This window comes from Arthrobacter sp. UYEF20 (assembly GCF_040546335.1).
GTDB lineage: Bacteria > Actinomycetota > Actinomycetes > Actinomycetales > Micrococcaceae > Arthrobacter.
This window is the reverse complement of record NZ_JBEPNP010000004.1, coordinates 1-12,305: the sequence shown is the minus strand read 5'-3', so window position 1 is coordinate 12,305 and position 12,305 is coordinate 1. Positions and strand designations below refer to the sequence as shown.

The 12,305-nt window shown below is 67.2% G+C and carries 12 protein-coding genes; 5 read left to right on the top strand and 7 right to left on the bottom strand.

Annotated elements, in window-relative coordinates; genetic code table 11:
- Positions 1 to 67: 67 nt before the first annotated feature.
- Complete coding sequence (locus tag ABIB26_RS05840) at positions 68 to 763, bottom strand: sirohydrochlorin chelatase (RefSeq protein ID WP_354240464.1); 696 nt, start codon at positions 761 to 763, stop codon at positions 68 to 70.
- Positions 764 to 833: 70 nt separating this feature from the next.
- On the opposite strand from ABIB26_RS05840, the gene ABIB26_RS05835 reads away from it, so the two are divergent.
- Positions 834 to 1,505: a trimeric intracellular cation channel family protein gene (locus tag ABIB26_RS05835; protein WP_354240462.1), complete on the top strand. Its 672-nt coding sequence runs from the start codon at positions 834 to 836 to the stop codon at positions 1,503 to 1,505.
- A gap of 13 nt (positions 1,506 to 1,518) precedes the next feature.
- Positions 1,519 to 1,947: a hypothetical protein gene (locus ABIB26_RS05830; RefSeq protein WP_354240460.1), complete on the top strand. Its 429-nt coding sequence runs from the start codon at positions 1,519 to 1,521 to the stop codon at positions 1,945 to 1,947.
- A gap of 185 nt (positions 1,948 to 2,132) precedes the next feature.
- On the opposite strand, the gene ABIB26_RS05825 is transcribed toward ABIB26_RS05830, so the two are convergent.
- From ABIB26_RS05825 to ABIB26_RS05800, 6 genes are all read right to left on the bottom strand, one after another.
- Entirely contained in the window at positions 2,133 to 2,969 is an 837-nt protein-coding gene (locus ABIB26_RS05825) for an endonuclease domain-containing protein (RefSeq protein ID WP_354240458.1), read from the bottom strand.
- Positions 2,970 to 3,396: 427 nt separating this feature from the next.
- The gene (locus ABIB26_RS05820; protein WP_354240456.1) at positions 3,397 to 4,497 is read right to left on the bottom strand and encodes a polyprenyl synthetase family protein; all 1,101 of its coding nucleotides are present in this window, start codon (positions 4,495 to 4,497) and stop codon (positions 3,397 to 3,399) included.
- Positions 4,494 to 5,885: a geranylgeranyl reductase family protein gene (locus tag ABIB26_RS05815; RefSeq protein WP_354240454.1), complete on the bottom strand. Its 1,392-nt coding sequence runs from the start codon at positions 5,883 to 5,885 to the stop codon at positions 4,494 to 4,496. Before ABIB26_RS05815 ends, ABIB26_RS05820 begins: the two co-directional genes overlap by 4 nt.
- Positions 5,886 to 5,897: 12 nt before the next feature.
- Positions 5,898 to 6,689: a demethylmenaquinone methyltransferase gene (locus ABIB26_RS05810; RefSeq protein ID WP_354240932.1), complete on the bottom strand. Its 792-nt coding sequence runs from the start codon at positions 6,687 to 6,689 to the stop codon at positions 5,898 to 5,900.
- A 12-nt stretch (positions 6,690 to 6,701) separates the two neighbouring features.
- Complete coding sequence (locus ABIB26_RS05805; RefSeq protein ID WP_354240452.1) at positions 6,702 to 7,715, bottom strand: L-idonate 5-dehydrogenase; 1,014 nt, start codon at positions 7,713 to 7,715, stop codon at positions 6,702 to 6,704.
- Positions 7,712 to 9,073 carry an MFS transporter gene (locus ABIB26_RS05800; protein WP_354240450.1) on the bottom strand — a complete coding sequence of 454 codons (1,362 nt, stop codon included), beginning with the start codon at positions 9,071 to 9,073 and terminating at the stop codon, positions 7,712 to 7,714. Before ABIB26_RS05800 ends, ABIB26_RS05805 begins: the two co-directional genes overlap by 4 nt.
- A gap of 154 nt (positions 9,074 to 9,227) precedes the next feature.
- On the opposite strand from ABIB26_RS05800, the gene ABIB26_RS05795 reads away from it, so the two are divergent.
- The 3 genes from ABIB26_RS05795 to ABIB26_RS05785 form a co-directional block, all read left to right on the top strand.
- Positions 9,228 to 9,941 (top strand): GntR family transcriptional regulator, encoded by a 714-nt coding sequence (locus tag ABIB26_RS05795; protein WP_354240448.1) that lies wholly within the window; start codon positions 9,228 to 9,230, stop codon positions 9,939 to 9,941.
- A gap of 63 nt (positions 9,942 to 10,004) precedes the next feature.
- Positions 10,005 to 11,357 (top strand): isochorismate synthase, encoded by a 1,353-nt coding sequence (locus tag ABIB26_RS05790; protein ID WP_354240446.1) that lies wholly within the window; start codon positions 10,005 to 10,007, stop codon positions 11,355 to 11,357.
- 162 nt (positions 11,358 to 11,519) lie between these two features.
- The coding region (locus ABIB26_RS05785; protein WP_354240444.1) for a transporter substrate-binding domain-containing protein at positions 11,520 to 12,305 on the top strand (786 nt) is incomplete at its 3' end.

Here is a 12,305-nt window from a genome sequence, read left to right as displayed (position 1 = left end):
GGCGAGCCTTGAAGTAGCGTGGCACGTGTGCATGATTTCCCGCGCACAGGGACCTCTCTGACGCTGCTCAGCCCAGCGCCGCGAGCGCTGCGTCGAAGCGCTCCAGGGCGATTTCGGCGAGCACAGGGGACGGCAGCAGGGGTGCCGTGACGAGGTCCGCGCCGGCCTTGGCCAGCTGGTCGTGGAAGAAGCCCGGGGCGAGGAGATAGGAGGCGATGACCACCCTGCGTGGGCCATGCACAGCCTCCCGGAAAGCCGCCACAGCGTCGGGAACTGAGGGCTTGGCCGAGGCGCCGTAGGCGGCAACGATCTCGTTGGGCCGCAGCGCGCGCAACTGCCCGGCAATCTCCTCGACGTTCTGCGCGGCGGTGGCATCGGAGGAACCGGCGGCGGCGAGGATCACGGCGTCGTCGTCCGTGACCCCGGCTGCCCTGAGCCGCTGGTCCAGCAGGGCCACCAGCCGCGCATCGGGCCCCAGCGGGGCAGCCGCGAAGGTCTCCGGCCGGCTCTTCACCGCCCGGGCGATATCCACTTTGACGTGGTAGCCGACGCTCAGCAGCAGGGGGACGACGACGGCGGTCTCCCCCGCGGGGAGCCCGGCCACCACGGCCGGCAACCCGGGGGCCTGCACATCGACGTAGGCTTCACGGACGTCCAGTCCGGACCGCAGGGCGGCGATCCCGTCCCGCAGTGCGTTGACCTCGGCAGCACCCAGGGCGCTGGAGGTTCCGTGGGCGCAGGCGATCAGGATGGGGCTATTCATAGCCGTTAGCGTAACCTTGGAACCGCCCTACCGCCCTACCGCCCCCCTAACTATCGACCCGGGACGCCCCATGACTTTTTCCTTCAGCATTGTCCTGGTCTGGCTGGACCTGGCCGGCGTCTTCTTCTTCGCGGTCTCCGGGTCCCTGCTCGCGGCGCGGAAGCAGTTCGACATCATCGGCTCCCTGCTGCTGGCTTCGGTGGTCGGCCTGGGCGGCGGCGTCATCCGCGACATCATCATCAACGCGGGCCCGCCCGTGGCCTTCACCAACCCGGCCTATCTGGCACCGCCGCTGCTGGCCGCGGCGCTGGTGTACTTCCTGTTTTCCAGCGTCCAGCGCTTCACCTCGCTGCTGGTTCTGTTCGACGCCGTCGGGCTGGCCCTGTTCTGCATCACCGGCACGCTCCTGGCCCTCTCGGCCGGGATGCACCCGATGGCGGCGGCCCTCCTCGGGGTGACGACGGCGGTGGGCGGCGGCCTCCTGCGGGACATCACCGCCAACGAGGTCCCGCGGCTCTTCGACCCGAAGGATTTGTACGCGCTGCCGGCGTTCGCGGGAGCGGCGATGACCGTGGTCCTGTCCATCACCGGCACCTTCAACGCAGTCACCGGGAGTGCTGTGGCCGCCGTCGTTTTCGCCTTCCGGGTCACGGCCTGGCGGCGCCACTGGTACGTTCCGCTGGCGGTCCGCGGCTGGCACCGCCTCCGCACGGACGCGGCGAAGAGCGGCACTGAGGATTAGCTAGGATAAGTGCATGACTGACATGTTCCTCGAGAAATTCCGCGCGCTTGTCCCGAAGTATCTCGAAGACGAATGGCAGGAAGAGGATGGCCTGGCCCCTGACGAACTCGACTCGGCCCTCGCAGAGCACCAGTTCCAGGTGCCGATGGTCCTGAGGGAGTTTTACCAGGCAGTCGGCGGCTGCGAAGACATCATGGAGGCGTACCACTACTTCTGGGACCCCGAAGAACTCGAAGTCGATGACGAAGGCTTCCTGATGTTCCTCGAGGACGAGGAGGAGCAGTTCACCTGGGGCTTCCGGGTCGGTGACCTCAGCGTCCCCGATCCGATTGTGTACCGCCGCAACAACGCCCGCGGCCAGTGGAAGAGCGAAGAAGGAACCTTTTCCGAATTCGTCTTCGACATGTTCGAGTGGGCCTTCAACGACGAAGACGAGGACTGAGCCTCCGCGCTTGGCGGGTTCACCCCGGCCGCCGTCCGGAATCGGGCCTCGGCCGTCCGGGGGCGGTCCGGGGGCGGTCCGGGGGCGGTCCGGGGGCACATTGACACGGACACGCCGTCACCAGGCCTGGATGCCCGGATTCAGGGCTTCAAAGTAGCCCCCCGACGGCGGCCGCAACCTGCTCATCACGGCTGGAAGTGACCCCGACGCCACAACTCAAGCACCGCGACGACCTCGGCGACCATCCGCCAGGGGTGATTGACGACGTCGTCGTAGCCGTATCTGAGCACAAGGTATCCACCCACGACGCTCGCATAGTTCCGCCTCCGGTCCTTCTTGACCTGCAGCGGCTCCAAATGTGTGCCGCCGTCGGTCTCCACCACGAGGCAATCCTCAATCAGGAAGTCGACCTCCCCCACGCCCGGAATCTCCACGTGCCTTCGGACGTGCAGACCCGCCCGGACGAAAGCAACGTTGGCCAGGACTTCCAGCAAGGAATCAGCCCGCGGAATGACCAGGTCCAAGACTGATCTGGCGCGGGCGTTCCGGTTTCCACGAAGCCTTCCGCGCAGAAAATTGAGGCTGATTTCTCCCCGGCCGACTGCGCACTGGACCATCACAAGAGCCTCGGTTTCGGGAAGGCAATGCAGGGCGTGGACCAGCACGTCCGCCAACCCGGCCACGGGCAGCCAGGGATGCCGCGGGTACCGGCACCGGCCATGTGCGACGGAACTGCGCGGCGCAGCCCGGTGCCCAACGCAGAGGTGCAGGGTTCGCGCGGGCGCAAGGGTCCACAGGCCGTAGCTTGGCGCGGCCGAAAGACAGGTCAACAGTCCGCGTAGCTCGCGGGCCGCGCGGTAATCGCCGGTGTCCTGTGGGAATCCGTAGTGCCGGCGGTGGATTCTCGCGACGCTGCCGTCGGCGAGGGCCACATTGATCGCTTTGCGGCCGAATCCCGCCCGCCCAAGCTCGGCTGCAGAGGCTGTACCGCCCCGCGAGGCCAGGAAGATCGAAAGGTTCATCCTCCAAAACTGCCTGCCATCCGGCGCTATCGGCGGGGCGTATCCGAGCCATGTGGACAATCCGCACCCGGCTTCGCCCTATCAGGGGCACTTGGACACGGACACGCCGCCGTCCGGACGGTTGGCGGTCCTGGCGAGCCTCGAAGTGGCCCCGGATGGTAAGGAAACCTTGTGACACATTGATTTACAGAGTCGGTGGACAATATGACATTTCCGTCATAAGCTCATTCATGGGTTCACGAATGACCTTCGGAGAACCTGATGCGAACGGAGAAATGGCCCCGGCTCGGCACAACGGACGACTGGGACGTTGTGAGGAACCGGGGCCATTCCGTTTAAGCAGAACCGGCCCTGCGGGATTCGACCGGCGGATTCGACCAGGCGAGTTGGTCCGGCGGGGCTTCGACCTCCGGGTTTCGACCGGCGGTTAGCTGCTGCGGTCCACTACGGCGCGCGCGAAGCTCGTCAGCGAGGCCTTCACCACGCCTTCGGGCAGCGGAACCAGGGCGGCGATGGCCTCATCGGCCCAGGCGCGCGCCACCACCCAGGATTCCGCGGTGACCGGGTGCTCACGCAGGCCCGCGACGGCCGCGGCCAGTGCCTCATCCGAGCTGAGGTCGCCGTCGATCAGTTTCAGCAGTTCGACGGCGGACTGGTCGCCGTTTTCGGCCGCCTTGCGCAGCAGCAGCACCGGCAGGGTCGGCACGCCTTCGCGGAGGTCGGTGCCCGGGGACTTGCCGGACTTGACCTTGATGCCGGTGACATCGATGACGTCGTCGGCGAGCTGGAAGGCCACTCCAACTTTTTCGCCGTATTCCACCAGCAGGGACTCGTAGGCCTCGTCGGCGCCGGCGAAGATCGCGCCGAGCTGGCCGGAGGCGGCCACGAGCGATCCGGTCTTGTCCGCAATGACGGAGAGGTAGTGCTGCACCGGGTCCTCGTCGGGGCGCGGGCCCACCGTCTCGTGCAGCTGGCCCAGGCAGAGCCGTTCGAATGTGCGGGCCTGGATGCCGAGTGCGCGGGAGCCGAGCTCGGAGACCAGGATGGATGCCCGGGCGAAGATCAGGTCGCCGGTGAGGACCGCGACGGAGTTGCCCCAGACCTCGTGGGCCGTGGGTGCTCCGCGGCGGAACGGCGCGGAGTCCATCACGTCGTCGTGGTAGAGGGTCGCCAGGTGCGTCAGTTCGACGACGACGGCGGCCTGCACTACGGCGGGACGCGAGGCGTCGCCCAGGTGGGCGCAGAGCAGCGTCAGCAGCGGCCGGATGCGCTTGCCGCCGGCCTCCACGAGGTGACGCGACGTTGCGTCGGCCAGCGGATCCGAGTTGGCGATGGCTTCCCGGAGTTTCTTCTCCACGCGCGCCAGGTTCGTGGTGATCGCGGGGCCCAGTTCCGGGTCCCCCGCAATCGCCGCGAAGCCGGCCGGCAGCTGCAATCCGGTGGCGATGGCGGTGGTGTTGAGGTCGGGTTCAGAGCTCGGCAGGCCGTGCCCGGCGTGCGTCCAGCTTTGGTCTGCGGAGTTGGTCACGGGTTAACCCTAACTTTTGTTGCGGAAACCGCGGAGTTGGCGCCGGGATGCGAAGAGCCGTCCGCGCTGGACGGAGCTTGGCTGGACGGAGCCTGGTTGGACGTCGCCGGGACCAGCGATTCCAGCACACGGATGGCGCGGTCCTCGAAGCCCTTGGCCGCGGGATCCGTCAGATTGGCCAGCAACCGGACCACGAACCGCATCAGCACAGGAATGGGCATGCCCGTCCGGAGGGCGAGTTTCATCACGGCGGGCTTGCCGATCAGGGCGGCGAAGGCCCGGCCCAGCGTGAAGTGCGAGCCCCACTGGTCCCGGACATAGTCCGCGTACCGGGCGAGGTGCGCGTCGGCGTCGGCCGAGCCGGAACCACTGGCGCCCCAGGCGCCGGCGCGTTGCCGGGCGGCGGCGTCGATGATGAACTCGGCCGCAAAGCGGGCGGACTCCATGGCGTAGGAGATGCCCTCGCCGTTGAACGGGGAGACCATGCCGCCCGCATCGCCGAGCAGCAGCAGCCCGGGCGAGTAGTGCGGGGTGCGGTTGAAGCCCATCGGCAGCGCGGCGCCGCGGATCTCGCCCACCTGGTTCTCCGGCGTGAAGCCCCACTCGGCGGGCATGCCGGCGGTCCATTCGCGGAGCACCTGCTTGTAGTCCAGCTTGCCGAATTCCTTCGAGGAGTTCAGAATGCCCAGGCCCACGTTGGAGGTGCCGTCGCCGACGCCGAACACCCAGCCGTAGCCGGGCAACAGTTTGCCGTCGCGGCCGGGAAGTTCCAGCCAGCCTTCCATCCAGTCGTCGTCGTGCCGCGGGCTGGTGAAGTAGGTGCGGACGGCGACGCCCAGCGGCCGGTCGTCGCGCTTCCGGATGCCCAGCGAGACCGCGGTGCGGCTGGAGTTGCCGTCCGCGGCGAGGACGACGTCGGCGGTGAAATCGCGGGTTTCGCCGGTCTTGCGGCCGGTGTCATCCAGCAGGGCGGCGCGGACGCCGGTGACGCGGCCGTCTTCGGAGCTCAGCGCCTCGGTGACGCTGTGCCGTTCCAGTACCACGGCGCCCGCGGACTGGGCGTGCCGGGCCAGTTCCTCGTCGAAGCCGAGCCGGGTGCGGATCAGGCCGTACTGCGGGAAGTCGGAGACCTCCGGCCAGGGCAGTTCGATGCTCCGGCCGCCGGCCCGAAGGCGCAGGCCCTTGTTGTGGCGCCAGCCCTCGGTTTCGGGATGCGGCAGGCCGAGTTTCTGGATCTCGCGGACGGCGCGCGGGGTGAGGCCGTCGCCGCAGACCTTTTCGCGGGGGAAGCTGGTTTTCTCCAGCACCGTGACGTTAATGCCCGCCTGCGCGAGGTAGTAGGCGGCGGTGGACCCGGCGGGCCCTGCGCCGACGATCAGTACATTCACAGCGGCAGCAAGCTAACGCGCGGGCCGGGTGACGTTGCGGCGCAGCTTCGCCACGGGGCCGGTGTGGGCGGCCAGTGCAGTCGCGGCCGCGGCGGGGTCAGTTGCCGGTCCCGCCGGCTTCTGCGCGCGGTGCACAGCCACGATGCCGCCGCTGAGGTTCCGGTACGTGACGTTGTCCCAGCCGGCTTCCTGCAGCCAGGCGGCCAGGTGGTCCTGGTCCGGCCAGGCGCGGATGGACTCGGCGAGGTAGACGTAGGCGTCCGGGTTGGAGGAGACCTTGACGGCAATGGCGGGCAGCGCGCGCATGAGGTACTCGGTGTACATGGTGCGCCACAGCGGAACGACGGGCTGGGAGAATTCGGCGATGACCAGCTTGCCGCCGGGCTTGGTGACCCGCAGCATCTCGGCCAGGGCCTTCTTCGGTTCGTTGACGTTGCGCAGTCCGAAGGAGATGGTGCTCGCGTCAAAGGTGTTATCGGCGAAGGGCAGGCGGGTGGCGTCGCCGGCGATGAAGTCGATGTCCGGGCGGCGGCGCTTGCCCACCTTGAGCATGCCGAGGGAGAAATCGCAGGCGATCACGTCGATGCCGGCGTCGGCATACGGTTCGCTGGAGGTTCCGGTGCCGGCCGCGAGGTCGAGTACACGCTGGCCCGGCTTCACGTCCATGGCATCGACCACAACCCTGCGCCAGCGGCGCGTCTGTCCCATGGACAGGACATCGTTGACGACGTCGTATTTAGGCGCGACGTCGTCAAACATCGTGGCTACTTCGTCCGGACGCTTATCCAAGGATGCTCGGTTCACCATGACATTGTCTCAGACAAATTTGAGAAGCACTTTCGATGAGCCGGTGCTGCGGTCCGCCGCCACAGCAAACGCCTCCGCAACGTCGCCCGCATCGAAGGTGTGGGTCAGCAGCGGTTCCACATCAAGGCCGTCGGCCAGGTACTCCAGCGCCGTTGTCATCTCCCCGGCGAAGCGGAAGGTGCCGCGGTAATCGATCTCACGGAACACCAGTGCCGCAAGCTCGGCAGTGACGGGTCCCGCGGCCAGGTTGCCCACCTGGACCACCGTCCCGCCGCGGCGCACAGCGGCAAGCACGCCGCCCAGAGCCCGGGATGCCCCCGACGCTTCAAACGCGACGTCCACCTCGGGCAGCGGTGCGGATCCAACGAGCACCACCTCGTCTGCTCCCATCTGCTTCGCGATCTGAAGAGAGGTTTCGGAGAGATCGCTGGCATAAATAAAGCGGGCTCCGGCACGGCGCGCGGCGGCCACCAGCAGCGCGCCGATCGGCCCGGCACCGTTGACCAGAACGGTCTTGCCGTCCAGCCCGCCCGCGCGGTTCACCGCATGGATCGCGACGGCGAGCGGTTCGGCCACCGCTGCCTGCCGGGTGGTGACCCCGGCAGGCAAAAGCCGCAGTTGACCGGCCGGAACAGCCTTGCGGGAGGCGAAAGCGCCGTCGGTGTGCGGGCGGTGCGCAGCGCTGCCGTAGTAGGTGACCTGCGGGCACAGGTTGGTGCGCCCGGCCAGGCAGTCGGCGCAGTCGCCGCAGTACACGGCCGGGTGGACCGTCACGGCGTCGCCCACCGCGAAGCCCTCCACCCCCTCGCCGAGCACGGAGACCCTGCCCGCAACCTCATGCCCCAGCACCATGGGGTCGGCCAGGATGCTGAGCCCGGAGGCGCCGTGGCTGACGTAGTGCAGGTCCGAGCCGCAGATTCCGCCGTATTCGACGTCGACGATCACCGAGCCGGCCGGGCAGGCCGGGTCCGGACGGTCCTCGAGGCGCAGGTCTCCGGCGGAATGGACAACTACGGCTTTCAAACTGCGTCCTCCACGAGGGTCAGGTCGCGTCCCTTGGTTTCGGGTGCGAAGAAGGTGGCCACGAAGGCGATGGCGGAGTAGAGGACCATCATTCCGGCAACCGGCCACCAGGAGTTGGTGAACAGTGCCAGCAGGCCTGCGGCGATGATGGGGGCCAGTCCGCCGGAGAGCACGCCGCCGATTTCCTTGGCCATGGCCAGCTGGGTGTAGCGGTTGCGGGAGCCGAAGAGCTCGTTGACGTAGGCCGACTGCACCGAGAACATGCCCAGCACGGAAACGGACAGGCCGATGATCAGGGCAAGCGAGACCAGGAACGGGTCGCGGGACTGCATCATCAGGAGGGTCGGGATAGCGAAGAGCATCTGGAAGCCGGACAGGGCACGGTACATAATGCGGCGGCCGAACTTGTCGGACAGCCAGCCAGCCAGCGGGACCGTGGCGAAGCCGAGGATCGAGCCGATGAGCAGCGCGAAGGTACCCACGCCCTTGTCCATTTTCAGGCCGGTGACGATGTAGCCGATGAGGAAGGTCTGGATCATGGCCGAGTTGCCGGATTCGCCGATCCGCAGGGCCATGGCCAGGAAGAAAGCCTTGCCCTTGCGGGCCACGGAAGCCTTGATCGCGGGCTGGCCGGATGCTGCGGAGGCGAGCTTGGCTTCAGCGGCTTCCTCGGCCATCTGCTGACGCGTCTCCTCGAAGACCGGGCTTTCCTTGAGGTTCCGGCGCATCCACAGGGCGTAGAGAGTGATGCCGATGCTGGCGATGAACGGCAGGCGCCAGCCCCAGCTCATGAGGGCTTCCTCGGGCAGGAGGGTCAGCAGGACCCACAGGCCGGAAGCCAGCAGGGTGCCGGAGTTGGTGCCCAGGCAGACGAAAGAGGCGATCAGGCCGCGCTTCTTGGGCGGGGCGTACTCGGCCAGCATGACCGAGGCGCCGGAGAGCTCGGCACCGGCGCCGAAGCCCTGCGCGAGGCGGAGGACCACCAGCAGGATCGGCGCCGCGATCCCGATCTGGGCGTAACCGGGGAGGAACCCGATCAGCATGGTGGACACGCCCATCATCATGATGGTGATGACCAGGACCTTCTTGCGGCCCACGCGGTCACCCATGCGTCCGAAGAACCAGGCACCCACGGGGCGGGCCAGGAAGCCGACGCCGTAGGTGATGAACGCGACCAGCAGGCCGACTACGGGGTCGAAGTTGGGGAAGAAGATTTTGGGGAAGATGATGGCTGCGGCCAGCGAATAGAGCTGGAAGTCCATGTACTCCATGGCTGTGCCGAGCCAGCCGGATACTGCTGTTCTGATCAGGTCTTTGGACGAGCGCTGCGTTGCGCCGATCTGGATTGCTGCCGTCATGAACCCCTCTGTTCGTTAGGCCCGTCATTGGGCGTGTCCAGCGCATCCATCATCGGACACGCTGGGGCAATTACTGCCATTCAAGCACTGCCATACAAGTTAGTCAACAGTTTTCCCGGATTGAATTTTTAAGACGCGCCACTAGGGTTGAGGCATGCCCGCCACCCCTGCCCTCCCCCGCACGTCCGCCCGAATGATGGCGTACGCGCAGATCCGGGACCGGATCATCACGGGACTTGACGCCCCCGGGGCCCTCCTTTCGGAAAACGAACTCGCCCTCATCCTGGGCACCAGCAGGCAGCCCATCCGCGAGGCACTGTTACTGATCGCGCAAGAAGGGCTGGTGGAGATCCGCCCGCAAAGCGGCACCTACGTGACCTATATAGATCCCCAGATCGTGGCTCAGGCGCAATTTATCCGTGAAGCCGTCGAGGTAGCGTCCCTGAAGGAATGCGCGCAGAACCTTACGCCAGATCACGTCGAGGCACTGCGGGAGCTCCTGGACCGGCAGGACCGGTGCACTTCCCGGGATGAGTTCTACCCTCTGGATGAAGAGTTCCACCGGGCGCTGCTGGCCATCGCCGGACACGAGACGGCCTGGGCAACCGTGGCAAACGCGAAAGGGCATCTGGACCGGGCACGCTACCTTGGCCTGAGCGGATTCCGCGGAATCCCGGCTTATGCCGGAGACCACCGCGAGGTGCTGGACGCCCTGGTCGACGGGGACCTCGGTGCTGCCGAGGACTGCCTGCGCCGCCACCTGCGTTTTATCCTGGAGGACGTCAACAGCATCCGCGAGTCCCGCCCGGAGCTCTTCGCCGCACCGGCGCAGCCGGAACGGAGGACGCGCCGGCCAGCCCGGGCATAGGTGCTGCGGCCCTGCCCCGCGGGGAACGGAAGTGTCCCCACACCGGAGTATGGTTGTCCAATCATGACCAGCACGTTCCGCACCTTGACAGTCCCTCTGAACGGAGAATCTACTCCCGGGGGGCTGCCGTCGTTTCTGGTCAGAGACGACGTCCTCTGCTGGACCCGGCGCGAAGCCGGCCTGGTGGGCTTCGGCGAGATCGCACGGTTCACCGCCACCGGCCCCGAGCGCTTCCTCGAGGCGGACATCTGGTGGCGCCACCTGGTCCTGGAAGCGGAAATCACGGACTCCGTGGAACGCCCCGGCACCGGACCCGTGGCCTTCGGCTCCTTCGCCTTTTCCAAGGCTTCCGCGCACGCGTCGCGGCTGATCGTCCCCGAAATCGTGGTGGGGCTCCGTGACGGCTGCGCCTGGCTCACCCAATTAACGTTCGACGACGGCGACCTGACCGAAGCGGGCGCCCTCGCCGCCCTGGCACGCTGGCAAGACGCACCCTCCGGTGATGCCCACGAACCCGGCGTGCCCGCTGAGGCGAGCACCGCCGTCGGGCATTCATTGGCGCCGGCAGCCGAAGCGACGCTTCACACCGGCTCCCTCAGTGAAACGGACTGGATGGCCGCCGTGGCGGCCGGCGTCGAAGAGATCCGGGCCGGAAAGCTGGAAAAGCTGGTGCTGGCGCGGGACATCGTGGCCACCGTGCCGGACGGTGTCAACGCGGCTGATGTGCTCCGGGAGCTCGCCGTCCGTTACCGCGAATGCTGGACCTACGGGGTGGACGGCCTGGTCGGTTCCACCCCCGAGATGCTGATCCAGGTGGAGGGCCGCACGGCGCAGGCCCGCGTCCTGGCCGGGACCCTGGACCGCCGCGATGCCGAGGGGATGGCCGGCTCACCCCTGGAGTTCGCGGAGCGCGTGCTGGCCGGTTCCGAAAAGCAGCGGCACGAGCACGACATCGCCATCGAATCGCTCACCACCGCGCTGGCCCCCTTCTCCGAGGCCATGAACGCGCACAGCGAGCCCTTCATCCTGGAGCTTCCGAACGTCTGGCACCTGGCCTCGGATGTGAAGGCCGAGCTGACCGAGGTCGAAGGCCACGTGCCCACCTGCCTCGCCCTGATCAACGCACTCCACCCCACCGCGGCCGTCTGCGGAACCCCCACCACGGTGGCCGGCGCCCTCATCCGCAAACTCGAGCACCTGGACCGCGGCCCCTACGCCGGCCCCGTCGGCTGGCTCGACGCGGCCGGCAACGGCGAATGGGGCATCGCGCTGCGCGGTGCGGTCATCGAATCACCGGAGACCGCCCGGCTGTACGCCGGCTGCGGCATCGTGGAGGGTTCCCTGCCCGAAGCCGAGCTCGCGGAGACCTGGGCGAAGTTCCGGCCGATGCTGGAATCCCTCGGCATCAGCAGCTAGCATCCGGGATTAGAGACACTGCGGGGCGCAAGGCCCTTGCATTTGACCCCGCATTTGTTATCCAATAGTGAAACTTAGTTTTCTGTGACGTACATCTCTTGTTCGGCGATACACTATAAACCGACTTAGTTACGCATCCCTCCTGCAACAAAAGGTAAGAAAATGCAGATTTCCCGCTCGCTGCTGAGCAACTCCAGGCTCAAGACCGCCACCGTCCTCGCCATCGGGGCACTGGCACTCTCGGCCTGCACCAATGCCTCCCAGTCCGGCACCCCCGGCGCGGCCTCGCCGTCCGGCAGCGCCAGTGCCAGCTTTGACCCCTCCACGGTCCAGAAGGACGATGCCCTGGCGGCCCTGGTTCCCGCGGCTATCAAGTCAAAAGGCACGCTGGCCGTTGGATCGGACACCAGCTACGCCCCCGCGGAATTCCTCGGTCCGGACGGCCAGACCCCGGTGGGTTACGACGTCGACATTGCCAAGGCGATCGGCGCCACCCTGGGCCTGAAGGTCCAGGTGCAGACGGCCGAATTCACCGGCATCCTGCCCGCCCTGGGTCCGAAGTACGACCTCGGCATCTCCTCCTTCACGATCAACCCCGAGCGACTCGGCGCCGTGAACATGGTCAGCTACTTCAATGCAGGCACCGTCTGGGCCGTGAAGAAGGGCAACCCGAAGAAGTTCTCCCTGGATGACGTCTGCGGCAAGTCCATCGGCGTCCAGACCGGCACCGTCCAGGAAGATCCGGACCTGTCGGGACGCAACAAGAAGTGTGCCGCGGACGGCAAGCAGCCCATCGACATCATCACGCTCAAGACGCAGACGGACGTCACCACCCGGCTGGTCAACGGCAGCATCGACGCCATGGCAGCCGACTCCCCCATCATCGGCTACGCCCTGACCCAGACCGGCGGCCAGCTCGAAAAGCTCGGCGACGTGTACGACTCCGCC